The sequence below is a fragment of the Streptomyces sp. A 4/2 genome (assembly GCF_940670765.1).
Classification (GTDB): domain Bacteria; phylum Actinomycetota; class Actinomycetes; order Streptomycetales; family Streptomycetaceae; genus Streptomyces.
The window spans coordinates 333,505-353,902 of record NZ_CALNVW010000031.1 but is presented as its reverse complement, the minus strand read 5'-3'; the positions used below and the strand labels follow the sequence as shown (position 1 = coordinate 353,902).

Annotated in this window: 19 protein-coding genes; 1 reads left to right on the top strand and 18 read right to left on the bottom strand. The window is 70.7% G+C overall.

Annotated features, from left to right (window positions below; all coding sequences use genetic code 11):
- Positions 1-24: 24 nt before the first annotated feature.
- The 10 genes from gmk to pyrR all read right to left on the bottom strand — a co-directional run bounded on the left by gmk (position 25) and on the right by pyrR (position 11,443).
- Positions 25-618 (bottom strand): guanylate kinase, encoded by a 594-nt coding sequence (gene gmk / locus NBY69_RS24390; RefSeq protein WP_250303560.1) that lies wholly within the window; start codon positions 616-618, stop codon positions 25-27.
- 38 nt (positions 619-656) lie between these two features.
- Entirely contained in the window at positions 657-980 is a 324-nt protein-coding gene (locus NBY69_RS24385; RefSeq protein ID WP_164264567.1) for an integration host factor, read from the bottom strand.
- Between the two features lie 291 nt (positions 981-1,271).
- Positions 1,272-2,111, bottom strand: coding sequence for an orotidine-5'-phosphate decarboxylase (gene pyrF, locus NBY69_RS24380; RefSeq protein ID WP_250303558.1), 840 nt, complete (start codon positions 2,109-2,111; stop codon positions 1,272-1,274).
- Positions 2,108-3,217, bottom strand: a complete 1,110-nt coding sequence (locus NBY69_RS24375; protein WP_250303644.1) for a quinone-dependent dihydroorotate dehydrogenase — start codon at positions 3,215-3,217, stop codon at positions 2,108-2,110. Before NBY69_RS24375 ends, pyrF begins: the two co-directional genes overlap by 4 nt.
- Positions 3,218-3,331: 114 nt before the next feature.
- Positions 3,332-6,643, bottom strand: a complete 3,312-nt coding sequence (gene carB, locus NBY69_RS24370) for a carbamoyl-phosphate synthase large subunit (protein WP_250303556.1) — start codon at positions 6,641-6,643, stop codon at positions 3,332-3,334.
- Positions 6,636-7,820, bottom strand: coding sequence for a glutamine-hydrolyzing carbamoyl-phosphate synthase small subunit (gene carA, locus NBY69_RS24365; protein WP_250303554.1), 1,185 nt, complete (start codon positions 7,818-7,820; stop codon positions 6,636-6,638). Before carA ends, carB begins: the two co-directional genes overlap by 8 nt.
- The gene (locus NBY69_RS24360) at positions 7,817-8,413 is read right to left on the bottom strand and encodes a hypothetical protein (RefSeq protein ID WP_250303551.1); all 597 of its coding nucleotides are present in this window, start codon (positions 8,411-8,413) and stop codon (positions 7,817-7,819) included. Before NBY69_RS24360 ends, carA begins: the two co-directional genes overlap by 4 nt.
- Positions 8,410-9,696: a dihydroorotase gene (locus NBY69_RS24355; RefSeq protein WP_250303549.1), complete on the bottom strand. Its 1,287-nt coding sequence runs from the start codon at positions 9,694-9,696 to the stop codon at positions 8,410-8,412. The genes NBY69_RS24360 and NBY69_RS24355 overlap by 4 nt, the downstream gene beginning before the upstream one ends.
- Positions 9,697-9,698: 2 nt before the next feature.
- Positions 9,699-10,715 carry an aspartate carbamoyltransferase catalytic subunit gene (locus NBY69_RS24350; protein ID WP_250303643.1) on the bottom strand — a complete coding sequence of 339 codons (1,017 nt, stop codon included), beginning with the start codon at positions 10,713-10,715 and terminating at the stop codon, positions 9,699-9,701.
- Positions 10,716-10,810: 95 nt separating this feature from the next.
- Positions 10,811-11,443 carry a bifunctional pyr operon transcriptional regulator/uracil phosphoribosyltransferase PyrR gene (pyrR, locus tag NBY69_RS24345; protein WP_250303548.1) on the bottom strand — a complete coding sequence of 211 codons (633 nt, stop codon included), beginning with the start codon at positions 11,441-11,443 and terminating at the stop codon, positions 10,811-10,813.
- A gap of 217 nt (positions 11,444-11,660) precedes the next feature.
- Between pyrR and bldD the strand changes: the two genes are divergently transcribed.
- Positions 11,661-12,161: a transcriptional regulator BldD gene (gene bldD, locus NBY69_RS24340; protein WP_014157378.1), complete on the top strand. Its 501-nt coding sequence runs from the start codon at positions 11,661-11,663 to the stop codon at positions 12,159-12,161.
- A gap of 111 nt (positions 12,162-12,272) precedes the next feature.
- Here bldD and NBY69_RS24335 read toward each other — a convergent pair whose 3' ends face one another.
- From NBY69_RS24335 to aroC, 8 genes are all read right to left on the bottom strand, one after another.
- On the bottom strand, positions 12,273-13,748 hold the full coding sequence (locus NBY69_RS24335; protein WP_250303546.1) for an aminotransferase class V-fold PLP-dependent enzyme: 1,476 nt from the start codon (positions 13,746-13,748) through the stop codon (positions 12,273-12,275).
- A 90-nt stretch (positions 13,749-13,838) separates the two neighbouring features.
- Complete coding sequence (gene nusB / locus NBY69_RS24330; RefSeq protein WP_250303544.1) at positions 13,839-14,279, bottom strand: transcription antitermination factor NusB; 441 nt, start codon at positions 14,277-14,279, stop codon at positions 13,839-13,841.
- Positions 14,280-14,281: 2 nt separating this feature from the next.
- Entirely contained in the window at positions 14,282-14,848 is a 567-nt protein-coding gene (gene efp / locus NBY69_RS24325; protein ID WP_250303542.1) for an elongation factor P, read from the bottom strand.
- Positions 14,849-14,896: 48 nt separating this feature from the next.
- Positions 14,897-16,003 carry an aminopeptidase P family protein gene (locus tag NBY69_RS24320; protein WP_250303540.1) on the bottom strand — a complete coding sequence of 369 codons (1,107 nt, stop codon included), beginning with the start codon at positions 16,001-16,003 and terminating at the stop codon, positions 14,897-14,899.
- 60 nt (positions 16,004-16,063) lie between these two features.
- Positions 16,064-16,870, bottom strand: coding sequence for a Pro-rich N-terminal domain-containing protein (locus tag NBY69_RS24315; protein WP_250303539.1), 807 nt, complete (start codon positions 16,868-16,870; stop codon positions 16,064-16,066).
- 102 nt (positions 16,871-16,972) lie between these two features.
- The gene (gene aroQ / locus NBY69_RS24310; RefSeq protein ID WP_250303537.1) at positions 16,973-17,413 is read right to left on the bottom strand and encodes a type II 3-dehydroquinate dehydratase; all 441 of its coding nucleotides are present in this window, start codon (positions 17,411-17,413) and stop codon (positions 16,973-16,975) included.
- A complete protein-coding gene (gene aroB, locus NBY69_RS24305; protein ID WP_250303535.1) occupies positions 17,410-19,059 on the bottom strand; it encodes a 3-dehydroquinate synthase in 1,650 nt (549 codons plus the stop codon). Before aroB ends, aroQ begins: the two co-directional genes overlap by 4 nt.
- Positions 19,056-20,240, bottom strand: coding sequence for a chorismate synthase (aroC, locus tag NBY69_RS24300; protein ID WP_250303533.1), 1,185 nt, complete (start codon positions 20,238-20,240; stop codon positions 19,056-19,058). Before aroC ends, aroB begins: the two co-directional genes overlap by 4 nt.
- Between the last annotated feature and the right edge of the window lie 158 nt (positions 20,241-20,398).

Sequence of the window (20,398 nt, the reverse complement as noted above, 5' to 3'; positions counted from 1 at the left end):
CTCTGCCTTCCGATGGAGTGAATATCAAAGAACCTTGACCAAGGCTAGCAGCTCACGGGCCACGTCTTCGACGGAGGTGTTGACAAGGGTCGTATCGAACTCCGACTCGGCGGCCAGTTCGATCTTGGCGACGGCCAGCCGTCGCTCGATGACATCGGGCGCCTCGGTCCCGCGACCGGTGAGCCTGCGGACCAGTTCGTCCCAGCTCGGCGGGGCGAGGAAGACCAACTGGGCCTCGGGCATCGACTCGCGCACCAGCCGGGCGCCCTGGAGATCGATCTCCAGGAGCACCGGCTCCCCGGCTTCGAGACGGTCGAGTACGGCACGGCGCGGGGTGCCGTACCTGTTGCCCGCGAACTCGGCCCACTCGAGCAGCTCACCGTTGGCGACGAGCTTGTCGAACTCCTCGTCGTCCACGAAGAAGTACTGGACGCCGTCGCGCTCGCCGGGGCGCGGCTTACGGGTCGTCGCCGACACCGAGAGCCAGACCTCGGGGTGCACCTTGCGCATATGGGCGACGACCGTGCTCTTGCCGACCCCGGAGGGGCCGGAGAGCACGGTCAACCGCGGATGGGGGTCCGGGGATACGGGGGTCGTCCCCCGGGGTGTTACAGCCATGCGGCGATTATTCCAGCTTCCCAGGGGTGCCTGGGACGTCAGGCAGAGCCGCCACCGAACTCGCGCTCCAAAGAGGCGATCTGATTGGAGCCGAGACCGCGCACACGGCGGCTCTCGGAGATGCCGAGCCGCTCCATGATCTGCTTGGCGCGGACCTTGCCGACGCCAGGCAGGGACTCAAGGAGAGCGGAGACCTTCATCTTCCCGATGACGCCGTTCTCCTGGCCCTGCTTGATGACCTCGTGCAGAGACGCGCCGGAGTGCTTGAGTCGATTCTTGACCTCGGCCCGCTCCCGGCGAGCCGCGGCGGCCTTTTCGAGCGCGGCTGCGCGCTGTTCAGGGGTAAGGGGCGGAAGAGCCACGCCTACGTCACCTCGGATGTCGAACTGTCGGATACGGACCGGTGAGGAACTGATCGCCCCACACCTGCGGAGCGACGTGCAACGAAGTTGCGCGTCGGCTCTCGACGGAGACTAGCGGCCACGGCCGCTCCAGTCAGCGAGAACAGACGAAAAGTCCTGGTCAGCCTTGGCCGGAGCGGATATTTAGGGCATAACACCCCGGTTTTCAGCCCCGCGGACGTCAACTGGCTGAAACTGCTCACCACACCCTCACTTTTTCGGACCCTCCGGCCCCCTACCTCGCGGGTCCCGCTAGGGCGCGACCGCCGCACGCACCTCGTCGGTGAAACGGGCGGCCGAATCGCGCAGCGCCGTGCGATCCGGACCGTGACGGAGAACACCCCGGCTGACGCTCGGCACGACGTTCCCGACGGCCCGGCCGAACACACCCGGTAGATCCGCGGGCGTCGCGCCCTGGGCGCCGATGCCGGGGGCCAGCAGCGGACCGTTGATGTCGAGGCGCACCCCCGCGTCGCCGAGCGTGGCGCCGACGACGGCGCCCACCGAGCCGAGCGGCTGCGCGCCCTCGTTCTCGGCCGCCATGTGGTCGAGCATCAGCTGGGCGAGCGACTGCCCGTCGGCCGCCGTGGCCCGCTGGACCTCGGCGCCCTCCGGGTTGGAGGTCAGTGCGAGGACGAAGACGCCCGCGCCGCTGAGCACCGCCGCGTCCAGGGCGGGCCGCAGCGAACCGAAGCCGAGGTACGGCGAGAGGGTCACCGCGTCCGAGAAGAGCGGCGAGTCCTTGTCCAGGTAGGTCGCCGCGTACGCGCCCATCGTCGAGCCGATGTCGCCGCGCTTGGCGTCCATCAGGACCAGGGCGCCCGCCGACCGCGCCTCGGCGACCGCCTTCTCCAGTACCGCGATGCCCCGCGAGCCGAAGCGCTCGAAGAACGCCGACTGCGGCTTGAGGACGGCGACCCGGTCGGCCAGCGCCTCGACGACCGTACGGGTGAAGCGCTCCAGGCCCGCGACGTCGTCGCCGAGGCCCCAGTCGGCCAGCAGGGACGCGTGCGGGTCGATGCCGACGCAGAGCGGACCGCGGGTGTCCATCGAGCGGCGCAGCCGGGCGCCGAACGGTTCGGGGGCGTTCATCGGGTGACCTTCCGGTTCTCGGCGCCGACGGCCTCGGCGAGGGTGGCGTACGGACTGGCGCGCAGCCGGGCGGCCAGGCCCTTGTGGATCGCGCGGGCCCAGCAGGGGCCCTGGTAGATGAAGGCGCTGTACCCCTGGACGAGCGTGGCACCCGCCAGGATCCGCTGCCAGGCGTCCTCGGCGGTCTCGATGCCGCCGACCCCGATCAGGGTGAGGTCGTCGCCCACGCGGGCGTGCAGACGGCGCAGGACCTCCAGGGAGCGCTCCTTGAGCGGCGCGCCGGAGAGGCCGCCCGTCTCCGCGGTCAGCGCCGGGGACGATGTCAGGCCGAGGCCGTCGCGGGCGATCGTGGTGTTGGTGGCGATGATGCCGTCCAGGCCGAGCTCCACGGCCAGGTCGGCCACGGCGTCCACGTCCTCGTCGGCGAGGTCGGGGGCGATCTTGACCAGGAGCGGGACGCGGCGCGACGTGACCGTACGGTCGGCCGCTTCGCGAACGGCCGTCAGCAAGGGCCGCAGCGCCTCGGTGGCCTGGAGGTTCCGCAGTCCGGGGGTGTTCGGGGAGGAGACGTTCACCACCAGGTAGTCGGCGTGCCGGGCCAGCCGCTCGGTCGACGCGACGTAGTCGCCGACGGCCTCCGCCTCGGGGACGACCTTCGTCTTGCCGATGTTGACGCCGACGGTGGTCCTGAAGACCGGGACACGGACGGCCAGCCGGGCCGCCACGGCCGCGGAGCCCTCGTTGTTGAACCCCATGCGGTTGATGAGCGCCCGGTCGTCCACCAGGCGGAAGAGGCGCTTCCTGGGGTTGCCCGGCTGCGGCTGCGCGGTGACCGTGCCGATCTCGACGTGGTCGAAACCGAGCATGGTCATGCCGTCGATGGCGACGGCGTTCTTGTCGAAGCCCGCGGCGAGACCGAACGGTCCGTGCATCCGCAGGCCGAAGGCCTCGGTGCGCAGCTCCTTGTACCGGGGCGCGAGGGCCGCGGCGGTGAACGTACGCAGGACCGGGACGCGCGCTGCGAGGCGGATCCAGCGGAAGGCCAGGTGGTGGGCGCGCTCCGGGTCCATCCGCTTGAAGACCAGGTCGAAGAAGAGTTTGTACATCAGGCTTTCAGGCTTTCCTCGGGACGGGACGGCGAGCTCCGTCGGAGAGTTCATGAAGAATCGGAGAGTTCATGAAGAGGGGGACACCGTTTCCGGTGTCCCCCTCTTGGGCTGCTAGCTCTCGCGTGCCGCCGTCAGATGCCGGGCGTGTTCCTGGAGGGAACGGACGCCGACGTCTCCGCCGTTCAGCGCGTCGATGCCCTGGACGGCCGCGGCGAGGGCCTGCACCGTCGTGAGGCACGGGACGGCGCGGGCCACGGCCGCCGTACGGATCTCGTAGCCGTCGAGCCGGCCGCCGGTCCCGTAGGGGGTGTTGACGATGAGGTCGACCTCGCCGTCGTGGATGAGCTGGACGATGGTCCGCTCGCCGGACGGGCCCTCGCCCTCGCTGAGCTTGCGGACCACCGTGGCGTTGATGCCGTTGCGGCGCAGCACCTCGGCGGTCCCGGAGGTGGCGAGCAGCTCGAAGCCGTGCGCGACGAGTTCACGCGCGGGGAAGATCATCGAGCGCTTGTCGCGGTTGGCGACCGAGATGAACGCCCGGCCCTTGGTGGGCAGCGGGCCGTAGGCGCCGGCCTGCGACTTGGCGTACGCGGTGCCGAAGACCGAGTCGATGCCCATGACTTCGCCGGTGGAGCGCATCTCCGGGCCCAGCACGGTGTCGACCCCGCGGCCGTGCATGTCGCGGAAGCGCGACCACGGCATCACGGCCTCCTTGACGGAGATCGGCGCGTCCTGCGGCAGGGTGCCGCCGTCGCCGGCCGCCGGGAGCATGCCCTCGGCGCGGAGTTCGGCGACGGTGGCGCCCAGCGAGATGCGGGCGGCGGCCTTGGCCAGCGGGACCGCGGTCGCCTTCGAGGTGAAGGGAACGGTCCGCGAGGCGCGCGGGTTGGCCTCCAGGACGTAGAGGATGTCGCCGGAGAGCGCGAACTGGATGTTGATCAGCCCGCGCACACCGACGCCCTTGGCGATGGCCTCGGTCGAGGTGCGCAGCCTCTTGATGTCGTGGCCGCCGAGGGTGATCGGGGGCAGCGCGCAGGCGGAGTCACCGGAGTGGATACCGGCCTCCTCGATGTGCTCCATGACGCCGCCGAGGTACAGCTCGGTGCCGTCGTAGAGGGCGTCGACGTCGATCTCGATGGCGTCGTCGAGGAAGCGGTCGACCAGGACCGGGCGGGTGGGGCTGATCTCGGTGGACTCGGCGATGTACGAGGAGAGGCGGGTCTCGTCGTACACGATCTCCATGCCACGTCCGCCGAGCACGTACGAGGGACGGACCAGGACCGGGTAGCCGATCTCGTCGGCGATGGCCTTGGCCTCGTCGAAGGTGGTGGCCGTGCCGTGCTTGGGCGCGGGCAGTCCGGCCTCGGCGAGCACCCGGCCGAAGGCGCCGCGGTCCTCGGCGGCGTGGATCGCCTCCGGCGGGGTGCCGACGACCGGTACGCCGTTGTCCTTGAGCGCCTGCGCCAGGCCGAGCGGGGTCTGGCCGCCGAGCTGGACGACGACGCCCGCGACCGGACCGGCGAGGGTCTCGGCGTGGACGATCTCCAGGACGTCCTCCAGGGTGAGCGGCTCGAAGTAGAGCCGGTCGGAGGTGTCGTAGTCGGTGGAGACGGTCTCGGGGTTGCAGTTGACCATCACGGTCTCGTAGCCGGCGTCGCTGAGCGCGAACGAGGCGTGGACGCAGGAGTAGTCGAACTCGATGCCCTGGCCGATCCGGTTCGGGCCCGAGCCCAGGATGATCACGGCGGGCTTCTCGCGCGGCGCGACCTCGCTCTCCTCGTCGTACGAGGAGTAGAAGTACGGGGTCTTCGCGGCGAACTCGGCGGCGCAGGTGTCGACCGTCTTGTAGACCGGGCGCACCCCGAGCGCGTGCCGGACCTCGCGCACGACGTCCTCGCGCAGACCGCGGATCCCGGCGATCTGGGCGTCGGAGAAGCCGTGACGCTTGGCGTCGGCGAGCAGTTCGGGGTCGAGCTTCTCGGCGGCGGCCAGTTCGTCGGCGTGCTCCTTGATCAGGAACAGCTGGTCGACGAACCAGGGGTCGATCTTCGTGGCGTCGAAGACCTCCTCGGGGGTGGCACCGGCCCGCATGGCCTGCATGACGGTGTTGATCCGGCCGTCGGTGGGCACCTTGGCGATCTCGAGGAGCGTGTCCTTGTCGCCGGGGTCCCCGGTGAAGGTGAACTGCGAGCCCTTCTTCTCCAGCGAGCGCAGCGCCTTGTTGAGCGCTTCGGAGAAGTTCCGGCCGATCGCCATGGCCTCGCCCACCGACTTCATGGTGGTGGTGAGGGTGGCATCGGCGGCCGGGAACTTCTCGAACGCGAACCGCGGCACCTTGACGACGACGTAGTCGAGCGTGGGCTCGAAGGAGGCCGGGGTCTTCTCGGTGATGTCGTTGGGGATCTCGTCCAGCGTGTAGCCGACGGCGAGACGGGCGGCGATCTTCGCGATCGGGAAGCCGGTCGCCTTGGAGGCGAGCGCCGACGAACGCGAGACCCGCGGGTTCATCTCGATCACGATGATCCGGCCGTCTTCGGGGTTGACGGCGAACTGGATGTTGCAGCCACCGGTGTCGACGCCGACCTCGCGGATGATGGCGATGCCGATGTCACGCAGCCGCTGGTACTCGCGGTCGGTCAGCGTCATCGCGGGGGCGACGGTGATCGAGTCGCCGGTGTGCACGCCCATCGGGTCGAAGTTCTCGATGGAGCAGACCACCACGACGTTGTCGTGCTTGTCGCGCATCAGCTCCAGCTCGTACTCCTTCCAGCCGAGGATGGACTCCTCCAGGAGCACCTCGGTGGTCGGCGAGAGCATGAGGCCCTGTCCGGCGATCCGGCGCAGCTCCTCCTCGTCGTGCGCGAAGCCGGAACCGGCGCCGCCCATGGTGAAGGAGGGGCGTACGACGACGGGGTATCCGCCGAGCACGTCGACGCCGTTGACGACGTCGTCCATCGTGTGGCAGATGACCGAGCGGGCGGACTCGCCGTGGCCGATCTTCGTGCGCACGGCCTCGACGACGCCCTTGAAGAGGTCGCGGTCCTCGCCCTTGTTGATCGCCTCGACGTTGGCGCCGATCAGTTCGACGCCGTACTTCTCCAGGACACCGTTCTCGTGCATCGAGATGGCGGTGTTGAGCGCGGTCTGGCCGCCGAGGGTCGGCAGCAGCGTGTCGGGGCGCTCCTTGGCGATGATCTTCTCGACGAACTCCGGGGTGATCGGCTCGACGTACGTGGCGTCGGCGATCTCCGGGTCGGTCATGATCGTGGCCGGGTTGGAGTTGACCAGGATGACCCGCAGGCCCTCGGCCTTGAGGACCCGGCAGGCCTGGGTACCCGAGTAGTCGAACTCCGCGGCCTGGCCGATGACGATCGGTCCGGAACCGATGACCAGGACGGACTGGATATCGGTGCGCTTAGGCACGCTGGCCCTCCATGAGCTCTGTGCTGTGCTGGTTGTTGTCCCGCATGAGCTCGACGAACCGGTCGAAGAGGTACGCGGCGTCGTGCGGGCCCGCGGCCGCTTCGGGGTGGTACTGGACGCTGAACGCGGGCTGGTCGAGCAGCTGGAGGCCTTCGACCACGTTGTCGTTGAGGCAGACGTGGGAGACCTCGGCGCGGCCGTACGGGGTCTGGGTGACCTCGTCGAGCGGCGCGTCGACGGCGAAGCCGTGGTTGTGCGCGGTGACCTCGACCTTGCCGGTCGTACGGTCCTGCACGGGCTGGTTGATCCCGCGGTGGCCGTACTTGAGCTTGTACGTACCGAAGCCGAGGGAGCGGCCCAGCAGCTGGTTGCCGAAGCAGATGCCGAAGAGCGGCGTCTTCCGCTCCAGGACGGTCTTGATGACGGTCAGGTCGGCGGTGGCGGGGTCGCCGGGGCCGTTGGAGAGGAACACTCCGTCGGGGGCGATCGCGTACACGTCCTCGGCGGTGGCGGTCGCGGGCAGGACGTGCACCTCGATGCCGCGCTCGGCCATCCGGTGCGGGGTCATGCCCTTGATGCCGAGGTCGATGGCGGCGACGGTGAACTTCTTCTCGCCGATCGCCGGGACCACGTACGTCTCGGAGGTGGCGACCTGGGCGGAGAGGTCGGCGCCGTCCATCTCGGGCGCCTGCCGCACCTTGGCGAGCAGTACGCCTTCGTCGGCGAGGGCGTTGCCGGAGAAGATGCCGACGCGCATCGCACCGCGCTCGCGCAGGTGGCGGGTGAGTGCGCGGGTGTCGATGCCGCTGATGCCGACGACGCCCTGCTTCACCAGTTCCTCGTCGAGGGAGCGCCGCGCACGCCAGTTCGACGGGATGCGTGCGGGGTCGCGTACGACGTAGCCCGCCACCCAGATCTTCGCGGACTCGTCGTCCTCGTCGTTGACGCCGGTGTTGCCCACGTGCGGGGCGGTCATCACGACGACCTGGCGGTGGTACGACGGGTCGGTGAGGGTTTCCTGGTAGCCGGTCATGCCGGTGTTGAACACCGCTTCGCCGAAGGTCTCCCCCACGGCCCCGTAGGCACGGCCGCGGAAGCTGCGGCCGTCCTCCAGGACGAGTACGGCGGGAGACGCCACTTTCCTCTTCTCGGCGTTCCCCGGACTGGAGAGGGTCATCGTGCGGTGCCTTCCGTAGTGCTGGTGTGAGTGGAGTGGGTGACGGGCCGGGTCATGGCGTTGACCGCATCGACCCAGTCGGCCTGTCCGGCCGAGTGGTCGGAGCGGAAGCCCGAGTCGAGCAGTTCGTCGCCGTGCTGCCAGGTGATGATCAGCATGCCGCCCTCGGTGAGGACCTTGCCCGCGATGCCCTTGTCGAGCCTGGCCTCGCGCAGCTGCGCCACCGGGATGAAGAAGTCGCTCGCCCCGGGACGTACGACGTCCACACCGGCGTCGGTGAGCGTCACGTCCGCCCTGCTGCGGGTGCCCAGGCCGTGCGCGACGATCCGGTCGAGCCACTGCCCGGCCGTCGTCGAGCCGTGGTAGCGACCGCTCATACTCAGTCTGGCGGTACCGGGGTCGTCCGGCGCGGTGGGCAGCTCGGGCAGGTCGCTCTGGAGCGTCCCGCGCCACTTCCAGCCCTCGCGCATCAGCCAGTAGACGAGCGCGACGAAGAGCAGCAGGCCGACGATCCAGCCGATGCGGTCCGACCAGTCGGTGACTGTCGCCGACTTCTGTTCGGCTGCGAGTTGGAGATTGATGAGAGGTGTCACGCCAGTGTCCCGTCCACGACCGTTGCCCGGCCCCGCAGGAAGGTATGGGTGACACGTCCCGGCAGCTCACGACCCTCGTAGGGGGTGTTGCGACTGCGGGAGGCGAAGCCTGCGGGGTCCACCTCACCACGGTAAGCCGCGTCGACCAGCGTGAGGTTCGCGGGCTCGCCCACCGCCACGGGGCGGCCGTGGCCCGTCAGGCGCCCGATGGCCGCGGGGCGGAAGGACATCCGGTCGGCGACGGTCTCCCAGTCGACGAGGCCGGTGTCGACCATCGTCTGCTGGACGACGGAGAGCGCGGTCTCCAGGCCCACCATGCCCATGGCGGCGGCGGCCCACTCGCAGTCCTTGTCCTCGTGCGGGTGCGGGGCGTGGTCGGTGGCCACGCAGTCGATCGTGCCGTCGGCGAGGGCCTCGCGCAGGGCCATGACGTCGGCCTCGGTGCGCAGCGGCGGGTTCACCTTGTAGACGGGGTTGTACGTGCGTACCAGCTCGTCGGTGAGCAGGAGGTGGTGCGGGGTGACCTCGGCGGTGACCTTCCAGCCCTTGGACTTGGCCCAGCGGACGATCTCCACCGAGCCTGCGGTCGACAGGTGGCAGATGTGCACGCGGGAGTCGACGTGGGCGGCGAGGAGGACGTCGCGGGCGATGATCGACTCCTCCGCGACGGCGGGCCAGCCGCCGAGGCCCAGCTCGGAGGAGACGATGCCCTCGTTCATCTGGGCGCCCTCGGTGAGCCGCGGCTCCTGGGCGTGCTGGGCGACGACACCGTCGAACGCCTTCACGTACTCCAGGGCACGGCGCATGATCACCGCGTCGTCGACGCACTTGCCGTCGTCGGAGAAGACCCGCACGGCGGCGGCGGAGTCGTGCATCGCACCGAGTTCGGCGAGCTGCTTGCCCGCGAGCCCGACGGTGACGGCGCCGATCGGCTGCACGTCGCAGTAACCGGACTCCTTGCCGAGGCGCCACACCTGCTCGACGACCCCGGCGGTGTCGGCGACGGGGAAGGTGTTGGCCATGGCGTGGACGGCGGTGAATCCGCCGACCGCGGCGGCCCTGGTACCGGTGAGCACCGTCTCGGAGTCCTCACGGCCGGGCTCCCGCAGGTGGGTGTGGAGATCCACCAGGCCGGGCAGCAGGATCCGGCCTTCGGCCTCGATGACCTCGGCGTCGTCGGCGGACAGGCCGTGGCCCACCGCCGCGATCGTCTCGCCGTCGATCAGGACGTCCTGCGGCTCGCCGCCGAGCACCTTCGCACCACGGATCAGGGTCTTGCTCATGATTACTTGTTCTCCTCGGTACGGGCGGTGGAAGGCGCCGGGGCGGTGGCGGGCGACGGGTGGGCGGTGGCGGCCGGTTCGGAACCGCCCAGCAGCAGGTAGAGGACGGCCATCCGGATGGATACGCCGTTGGTGACCTGCTCGACGGCCGTGCAGCGGTCGGAGTCGGCGACCTCGGCGGTGATCTCCATCCCCCGGTTCATCGGTCCCGGATGCATGACGATCGCGTCGTCGGGCATCCGCGCCATGCGGTCGCCGTTGAGGCCGTAGCGGCGCGCGTACTCGCGTTCGGTGGGGAAGAAGGCCGCGTTCATCCGCTCGGTCTGGACGCGCAGCATCATCACGGCGTCGGACCCGGGCAGCACCCGGTCGAGGTCGTAGGAGACCTCGCAGGGCCAGTTCTCCACGCCGATGGGCACCAGGGTGGGCGGGGCGACCAGCGTCACCTGCGCGCCGAGCGTGTGCAGCAGGTGGACGTTGGAGCGGGCGACCCTGCTGTGCAGTACGTCGCCGACGATCGTGATGCGGCGGCCCTCGAGATCGCGCCCGGTCCCGGCTTCCGCGCCGACCAGCCTGCGGCGCATGGTGAAGGCGTCGAGCAACGCCTGGGTGGGGTGCTCGTGCGTACCGTCGCCCGCATTGACGACGGCACCGTCGATCCAGCCCGAGGTCGCGAGGCGGTACGGGGCGCCGGAGGCTCCGTGGCGGATGACGACGGCGTCCGCGCCCATCGCCTCCAGGGTCAGCGCGGTGTCCTTGAGCGACTCGCCCTTGGAGACCGACGAGCCCTTCGCGGAGAAGTTGATGACGTCGGCGGAGAGACGCTTGGCGGCGGCCTCGAAGGAGATACGCGTCCGGGTGGAGTCCTCGAAGAAGAGGTTGACGACGGTACGGCCGCGCAGGGTGGGAAGTTTCTTGATCGGCCGGTCCGCGACCCGGGCCATCTCCTCGGCGGTGTCGAGGATCAGGACGGCGTCGTCGCGGGTGAGGTCGGCGGCCGAGATGAGGTGGCGCTTCATCTGGGTGTTCTCCATGTTTGCGGAGGATTCAGGCATGGCGGGCAGACAGCCGGGCACAGCTCTGCGGCCCCGGGCGCGGGGCAGCGAAGAGAGAGCTACCGGCCGCCGGCCGGGGCGGTCCGGGTACCGAGCAGAACGGTGTCGCGACCGTCCTCCTCGGCGAGCTGGACCCTGACCGTCTCCCGCAGCGACGTGGGGAGGTTCTTGCCGACGTAGTCGGCACGGATCGGGAGTTCGCGGTGACCGCGGTCGACGAGGACCGCGAGCTGTACGGCGCGCGGGCGGCCGATATCGCCCAGTGCGTCGAGCGCGGCGCGGATCGTACGTCCCGAGAAGAGCACGTCGTCGACGAGGACGACGAGGCGTCCGTCGATGCCGTCCGCGGGGATGTCCGTACGGGCCAGCGCGCGGGCCGGGCGCATCCGCAGGTCGTCGCGGTACATGGTGATGTCGAGGGAGCCGACCGGGATCGTACGGCCGGTGATCTCTTCGAGCTTGGCGGTCAGCCGGCGGGCGAGGAAGACGCCGCGGGTCGGAATGCCGAGAAGTACGACGTCTTCGGCGCCCTTGGCGCGCTCGACGATCTCGTGGGCGATGCGGGTCAGTACCCGCGCGATGTCCGGGCCCTCCAGTACGGGGCGTGCGTCGGAATCGCGGGCATCCGCGCCGGAAGCCGTGCCGGCCCCCGTGTCGATGCCTGTTTCAGTGCCTGAGTCAGTGCCGTCCATGAAAACGGACCTCCTTCTCCGCCTCACGGGACGGACCTTAAAGGACGTCGAAATAACAAACCCCACGGTATCAGGGGTGCGCACGGGGCTCGCGACCCGGTCCGGAGCAGGGCCGCGACCATTCGGCTTGACGCATCCAAGTAACGCTGCGTAACCTCACAGTGAGTTACCAGCCGCGCGGCGGAGCCGCACGTCGCCACAGCGTCCGGGGAGCCATATGTCCAGCGAATACGCAAAACAGCTCGGGGCCAAGCTCCGTGCCATCCGCACCCAGCAGGGCCTTTCCCTCCACGGTGTCGAGGAGAAGTCCCAGGGCCGCTGGAAGGCCGTGGTGGTGGGTTCGTACGAGCGCGGCGACCGCGCCGTGACCGTGCAGCGCCTCGCCGAACTGGCCGACTTCTACGGCGTCCCCGTGCAGGAGCTGCTGCCGGGCACCACGCCGGGCGGTGCCGCCGAGCCGCCGCCGAAGCTCGTCCTGGACCTGGAGCGTCTCGCCCACGTCCCGCCGGAGAAGGCCGGGCCGCTCCAGCGTTACGCCGCCACCATCCAGAGCCAGCGCGGCGACTACAACGGCAAGGTGCTGTCGATCCGCCAGGACGACCTGCGCACGCTCGCCGTGATCTACGACCAGTCCCCCTCGGTCCTCACCGAGCAGCTGATCAGCTGGGGCGTGCTCGACGCGGACGCCCGCCGTGCGGTCGCGCACGACGAGGGCTGAGTCCGTTCCGGACCGCTCAACAGCAGAAACGTCTCATCCTGAGGGCGGGCCCGCACGGTGCGGGCCCGCCCTCAGGCGTTCCACGGCATGTGCCCCGGTCACGTGCCCGCGTCACTGTCCGGCAGGGGCGGTCCGGTAGAGCCGTCCGACGAGCTCGGGCAGCAGGCGTTCGGCCAGAACAGGCGGCAGCGCCTGGAGGACCGCCAGGACGGGAGCCATCCGCGCGGGAAGCTCGCCGTCCGCCCCCACCCCGGCGAGGGTGAGCGCGAGCGCCGCCTCCTCGGGTGTGAGGGTGTCCGCGTCCAGCAGCCCGGCCGCCGCGGCCAGTTCGGGGTCGACCTCGGCCGGACCCAGCTCCCGGGCGGCGGTCACCGCCTTCGCCAGGGCGTCGAGCAGCTGTCGTACCGTCTCCTCGTCCGCCACCGCCGCCGTCACCGTGAGATGCAGGTTGGCGGGCGAACTCCCGAACGCCGGCTGCGGCTGCACGTACCAGCCGTGGCCACGCATCTCGTCCGCGACCACGAACGGATCGATGTCCGGCCCGTCCGCGGCGACGGCGATCAGCGAGGACTCGGGACGGCCCAGCACCCGCAGGCCGTCGATCTCCTCGATTCCGGCCCGCAGCGCCGCCGTCGCCCGGTGGACGCGCAGCGCGAGTGCGGTGTAGCCGGCGGTGCCGATCCGCTCCGTCACCGCCCAGGCGGCGGCCAGCGGGCCTGCTGACTTCGTGCCCTGGAGGGTGGCGTTGACGACCGGGTAGCCCGGCCAGGAAGCGTGGGCGAACCACCCGTGCCGGCGCAGCTCGGCGTCCTTGAAGAGCAGCACCGACGCACCCTTGGGCGTGTACGCGTACTTGTGGAGGTCAACCGAGAGCGAGGTCACGCCCGGCACCGAGAGGTCGAACGGCGGCAGTTCCGGAGCCTCGGCTGCGAGCCGCAGGTGGCCCAGGTACCAGCCGCCGATGCAGGCGTCGACGTGGCAGAGCACACCGCGCCCGGCCGCCGCTCCGGCGACCTCCGCCACCGGGTCGATCACTCCGTGCGCGTACGAGGGCGCCGAGACGACCACCAGGGCGGTGCGCCCGGTGAGCGCAGCCGCCATGTCCTCGGCGCGCACCTGGTAGGTGTCCGGGTCGACCGGCACCACCACGGTCCGGAGGCCGAAGAGCCCGGCCGCCTTGTGGAAAGCGGCGTGCGCGGTGTCGGGCAGCACCAGTTCGGGCTCGGTGACTCCGCGGGTGCGCAGGGCGTGCTCACGGGCCGTGGAGACGGCGAGCAGACAGCTCTCGGTGCCTCCGCTGGTGAAGGTGGACGCGGTGTGTGCGTCGCCGCCCAGCAGCCCGGCCGCACGCGTCACGAGGTCGTTCTCCAGCGCCACCACACTGGGGAACGCCGTCATGTCGAGGCCGTTGACGCCCGCGAACCGGGCGGCTGCCGCCGACGCCAGTTCCTCGATGCCCGCCAGGCCCGAGTCGTAGACGTACGCCATGGTGCGCCCGCCTCTGACCGGCAGATCGGCGGCGCGCAGCGCGCCGAGCCGGTCGAGGATCCGCTGGTCCGTGCAGGAATCTTCACGAGGGTCGGCCATGCGCCGAAACCTAGGGCATCTGCCGGGAAACGCACCAGGCCCGAAGCAGAAGATTGTTCATCTTCTGCTTCGGGCCCGTAGGAACGACCGCTAGGACGGGTCCGTGTCGCGGCGCAGACTCGGCTTGAGGTCCTTGAAACGGCCCAGCAGGCCGTTGATGAAGGACGGCGACTCGTCGGTGGAGAACTCCTTGGCGAGCTGCACCGCCTCGTCGATCACGACCGCGTCCGGGGTCCCGTCGACCCACACCAGCTCAAAGGTGCTGAGCCTGACGATGTTGCGGTCCACGACCGGCATCCGGTCGAGGGTCCAGCCCACCGCGTAGGTGGCGATGAGGTCGTCGATGCGGTCCGCGTGTTCCGCGTACCCCTCGACGAGCTCCATCGTGTACTCACCGACCGGCGGCTGCCGGGGGTCGGTCCTGGCGTGACGGATCCAGTCCGCGAGGACCGTCTGCACGGACGCCGCGCGCTGGTCGGCCTCGAAGAGGATCTGGAAGGCGCGCTTGCGCGCCGTGTTCCGGGCAGCCACGGTTAGCTGTTCACCCGGCCGAGATAATCACCGGAGCGGGTGTCGACCTTGATCTTCTCGCCGGTCGTAATGAACAGCGGGACACCGATCTCGTAACCGGTCTCCAGGGTGGCGGGCTTGGTGCCACCGGTGGAGCGGTCGCCCTGGACACCGGGGTCGGTGTGCTGGATGGTCAGCTCGACGGCGGCCGGGAGCTCGACGTAGAGCACCTCGCCCTCGTACTGGGCGACGGAGGCGGTGAAGCCCTCGATGAGGAAGTTGGCCGCGCCGCCGACCGACTTGCGGTCGACCATCAGCTGGTCGTAGGTGTCCATGTCCATGAAGACGAAGTACTCGCCGTCCATGTACGAGAACTGCATGTCGCGGCGGTCGATGGTGGCTGTCTCGACCTTCACGCCGGCGTTGAAGGTCTTGTCGACGACCTTGCCGGAAAGCACGTTCTTGAGCTTGGTGCGCACGAAAGCCGGGCCCTTGCCGGGCTTGACGTGCTGGAACTCGACGACGGACCAGAGCTGGCCCCCGTCGAGCTTGAGCACCAGGCCGTTCTTGAGGTCGTTCGTGGAAGCCACGGTTGAGGTTCTCCTGGACTGCAGCGTGTGTGGGACCGCGGGTACTCGCTAGAGCGCGAGCAGTTCCTTGGTCGTAATGGTGAGTAGCTCGGGTCCGCCGTCCGCCTCAGGGCGTACGACGAGCGTGTCATCGATCCGGACTCCGCCCCGGCCCGGGAGGTGGACCCCCGGTTCGACGGTGACCGGCACGCAAGCGTCCAGTTTACCCATGGCCGCAGGTGCCAGCTGCGGGTCCTCGTCGATTTCGAGTCCCACACCGTGCCCGGTCGCCGCCGCGAGGCCCTCACCGTGGCCCGCGGCGTCCAGGATCTGGCGGGCCGCGCGGTCCACGTCGCGACAGGCGGCGCCGGGCACAAGGGCCTCGCGACCAGCCCGTTGTGCGGCGAACACCAGGTCGTACAGCTCGATCTGCCAGTCGGCCGGTGAGGTCCCGATGACGAACGTCCGGCCGATCTCACATCGGTATCCGCGGTACACGGCCCCGAGCCGCACGGTGAGGAAATGCCCCTCCTCGACCCGGCGGTCGGACGGGCGGTGGCTCCCCAGACCGGCGTTGGGCCCGGTGGCCACCGATGTCGGGAAGGACGGCCCCTCGGCGCCGTGGTCGATGAGCCTGCGCTCCAGTTCCAGGGCGAGATGGCGTTCCGTACGCCCGACGAGAATCGATTCGAGGAGTTCGCCCAGGGCCTGGTCGGTGATCTCCGCAGCGGTCCGCAGGGCGCTGATCTCGTCCTCGTCCTTGATGATCCGCTGCTGTTCGACGGCGCCGGCCAGATCGGCGAGGCGCAGCCGGGGCGCCACCGAGCCCAGCGCCCGGTGCCTGGCCACGGTCAGATGGCGCTCCTCCACGGCCAGCGACTCGGCGCTCCCGCCGGCCAGCAGATCCGCCGCGGCCACCGCCGGGTCACCGCCCGGCGAGGGCAGGACCGTCAGCCGCAGGTTCACGTCGGGGCGGCCGTCCGCGGGATCGTCCGTCGGTTCGGCGGGGCAGAGCAGTACGTCGTCGGAGGGGCCCAGCAGCAGCACCGCGCCCGCCGGGGCGGCTCCAGCGAGGTAGCGGACGTTGGCGGGGCGGGAGACCAGCGCGGCACCGCTGCCTGCGGCCAGGCAGCGGTCACGCAACCTGGCCCTGCGGACCGCGAACACCTCGGACATGCTCCCGAGCGTAGGAGCGGGGGCGGGTGTCGGCCGTTTCAGCGCGTCCGACCGGGGGCTTCACCAGGTGGGAGGGGAGGCGATGGAGCGGGCCAGCACGTCGTCGAGCACCTGCGCCGTGGTGGCCACGTCGTAGGTCGAGTTGTCGATGATCGGCAGCCCCGAGCCGTACCAGCCGGCCATCCGGCCGTGGATCCGGGCGACTTCCTCGTCGCCGAGGCGGCGGTTGCCGCTGCGGGCGGCGTTGCGCTCCAGTACGACCTCCAGGCCCGGCAGCAGGACGACCGGCAGCAGACCGGGGCCCACGTGCCGCTTCCAGCCGCCGAGGCCGACCACCGGACGGTCGGGGAAGACCGCGTCGTCGAGGATGCAGGAGATGCCGTTGGCGAGGAAATTCCGGGCGGCGAAGCCACAGGTGCGGCGGGCGAGGCGGTACTGGGCCTCGGAGTGGTCGTTCCAGCCGGACCGGGGGTCGGCGAAGCCGGAGCAGACCCATTCCCGTACGTCGTCGAGGCTGATGTGCGACGTGGGCACCCGGCGGCTCTTCGCCCAGTGCCGGGCGACCGTGGTCTTGCCCGCACCCGCGGGGCCTATGAGCAGCACGGCGAGCGTGGTGTTGCCGGTGTCCGCCTGGGTGGTGGCGGACGGCGGCGCCGGGAGCGGCACCGGGCCGCCGGGCGGGAGCTGGACGTGGCCGGTGGATTCGGCGGAGGGTTGTGCGGTCGGCCGGTGCGCCGGGGGCGGCGGCGGCTGGGGCGGCGCCTGTGCCACCCAGCCGGGGGGCTGTCCCGGGTGCTGGGCGCTCTGTGCCCATCCGGCGGCGCTTCCGTGGGGCGGCGGGAACGGAGCCCCCACAGCGTGCTGCATCCGGTGCCACTCCGTCTCGTTCGGCCGACTGGTCCTCGCCCCCGAACGGTACCCTCCCCGGCCACCGCCATGTGAACGTCCGGGGAGGGGCAACGTGCCGCGTCAGCCGGTCAGTTCCTCGGCGACGGCCCGCAGCGCGAGGCGGTACGAGCCGATACCGAAGCCCGCGACCGTGCCGCTGGCGACGGCAGCGATGACCGAGTTGTGACGGAACTCCTCACGCGCGTACGGGTTCGAGATGTGCACCTCGATCAGCGGAGCGGTGCGCTGGGCCGCCGCGTCGCGCATTCCGTACGAGTAGTGCGTGAAGGCACCGGGGTTGATGACGACCGGGATCGAACCGTCCGCCGCCTCGTGCAGCCAGCGGATCAGCTCGCCCTCGTCGTTGGTCTCGCGGACCTCGACGTCGAAGCCGAGCTGCTTGCCGAGCGCCGTGCAGGCGTCGACGAGCCCCGCGTAGGACGTCGCTCCGTACACGTCGGGCTCCCGGGAGCCCAGACGGCCCAGGTTGGGGCCGTTGAGCACGAGGACGCGGCGGGTCATGCGGAGACCTCCCCGAACGCGGCGAGCAGGACCGACGGGTCGGGGCCCTCCAGGACGGTCGGCTTGGCGAGCCCGTCAAGGACGACGAAGCGCAGCACGTTGCCGCGGGACTTCTTGTCGACCTTCATGGTCTCCAGCAGCTTGGGCCACTGGTCGCCGCGGTAGGTGAGCGGCAGCCCGACCGAGGCCAGTACGGCGCTGTGCCGGTCCGCGGTCGCGTCGTCGAGGCGTCCGGCCAGACGCCCGAGTTCGGCGGCGAAGACCATGCCGACCGAGACGGCGGCGCCGTGCCGCCACTTGTAGCGCTCGTTCTTCTCGATGGCGTGGGCGAGGGTGTGCCCGTAGTTGAGGATCTCCCGCAGGCCGGACTCCCGGAGGTCGTTGGAGACGACCTCGGCCTTGACCCGGATGGAGCGCTCGATCAGCTCGGCCGTGTGCGGTCCCGCGGGCGTACGGGCCGCCTCGGGGTCGGACTCCACGAGGTCGAGGATGGCCGGGTCGGCGATGAAACCGGCCTTGATGATCTCGGCCAGCCCGGACACGTAGTCGTTGACCGGCAGCGAGTCCAGTGCGGCCAGGTCGCACAGCACCCCGGCGGGCGGGTGGAAGGCGCCCACCAGGTTCTTGCCCTCGGCGGTGTTGATGCCCGTCTTGCCGCCGACCGCGGCGTCCACCATGCCGAGCACGGTGGTGGGTACGGCGATCCAGCGCACCCCGCGCAGCCAGGTCGCGGCGACGAACCCGGCGACATCGGTGGTGGCGCCACCGCCCACTCCGACGATGACGTCGCTGCGGGTGAAGCCGGTCTGGCCCAGCGCCTTCCAGCAGTAGGCGGCGACCTCGACGGTCTTGGCCTCCTCGGCGTTGGGCAGCTGGATCGCGATGGCCTCGTACCCCTGGTCGGCGAGGTCCTGCCGGACCGCCTCACCGGTCTCGGCGAGCGCCTCGGGGTGCAGTACGGCGACGCGCCGGGTCTGTTCGCCGATCAGGGACGGCAGTTCGCCCAGCAGACGGTGGCCGACCAGCACCTCGTACGGGGCATGGCCGTCCGTACCGCCGACCTGGATGCGGATGGGGGCGTCCTGCGTCATACGTGTCTTCTCCTGGCCGGGATTCCTGCGGCTGTCCGCCGGGGGTTCCGGCAGTTCCAGGGCGTCGAGGACCGCCTGCACGACCTCTTCGGGGCTGCGGTCGTCCGTGGCGACGGATGCGCGGGCGACCTCGGTGTACAGCGGGCGGCGCGCTTCCATCAGCTCACGCCACTGACGGCGCGGGTTGACGGCGAGCAGCGGGCGCGCGGTGTTCAGTCCGACGCGTTTGACCGCCTCGTCCACGTCCATGGAGAGGTAGACGACGGGCTGCCCGGCGAGCAGTTCGCGGGTGGCGGCGTCGAGGATCGCGCCGCCGCCGAGTGACAGGACGCCGGTGTGTCCGGCGACCGCGTCGGCGACCGCCGCCCGCTCCAGGGCGCGGAAGTGGTCCTCGCCCTCGTCGACGAAGATGTCCGCGATGGTGCGGTCCTCGGCCGCCACGATGTCGGCGTCGGTGTCGCGGTAGACCACGCCGAGCCGCTCGGCGAGCAGCTCGCCGACGGTGGACTTGCCGACGCCCATCGGGCCGACCAGGACGACCAGCGGGCCGCTCATCGGATCTGGAGGTTGTCGAGGAACGACTGGACGTTGCGGCGGGTCTCGCCCACGCTGTCGCCGCCGAACTTCTCCGCGACCGCGTCCGCCAGGGTCAGCGCGACCATGGCCTCGGCCACGATGCCCGCGGCCGGAACGGCACAGACGTCGGAGCGCTGGTGGTGGGCGGCGGCGACCTCTCCGGTGGCCACGTCGATGGTGGCGAGCGCGCGCGGAACGGTCGCGATCGGCTTCATCGCGGCCCGGACGCGCAGCAGTTCACCGGTGGACATACCGCCCTCGGTGCCACCGGAGCGGCCCGAGGTACGGCGGACGCCGTTCTCGGTCGGCACGATCTCGTCGTGCGCCTTCGATCCCGGCACCCGGGCGAGGTCGAAGCCGTCGCCGACCTCGACGCCCTTGATGGCCTGGATTCCCATCAGCGCGGCGGCCAGCCTGGCGTCGAGCCTGCGGTCCCAGTGCACGTGCGAACCGAGTCCGACCGGCACGTGGTAGGCCAGTACCTCGACCACACCGCCGAGGGTGTCGCCGTCCTTGTGGGCCTGGTCGATCTCGGCGACCATCGCCTTCGACGCGTCCGCGTCCAGGCAGCGCACCGGGTCCTCGTCCAGCTTCGCCTCGTCGGCGGGGACCGGGACGACACCGTACGGCGCCTTCGCCGAGGCCAGCTCCACGACGTGCGAGACGATCTCGATCCCGGTGGTCTCCTTGAGGTACGAGCGGGCCACCGCGCCCAGCGCGACGCGGGCCGCGGTCTCCCGGGCGCTGGCGCGCTCCAGGATCGGCCGGGCCTCGTCCAGTGCGTACTTCTGCATGCCCGCGAGGTCGGCGTGGCCGGGGCGCGGGCGGGTCAGCGGGGCGTTACGGGCCAGCTTGGCCAGTTCCTCGGGGTCGACCGGGTCGGCCGACATGACCTGCTCCCACTTGGGCCACTCGGTGTTGCCGACCATGACGGCCACCGGGCCGCCCATGGTGAGGCCGTGCCGAACCCCGCCGAGGAAGGTGACTTCGTCCCTCTCGAACTTCATCCGGGCGCCGCGGCCGTAGCCGAGCCGCCGCCGGGCGAGCGCGTCAGCCACCATGTCCGTCGTGATCGGGACACCGGCGGGAAGGCCCTCCAGCGTCGCCACCAGTGCGGGGCCGTGCGACTCCCCCGCGGTCAGCCAACGCAACCTGCTCAACGGTGCTCCTCATGCTCGCGCCTCGATCTACGACGGCGCGGCCGGGTGCGCGGCCCTGGCCCGCCTCCCCCGATCCTCCCACGGAAGGGCGGCCGTCCGGTCAGGGGTCCCAGCTGACGGACTCCTGCGGGCGCCACCGGGCGGTGCCGTGTGCTGCA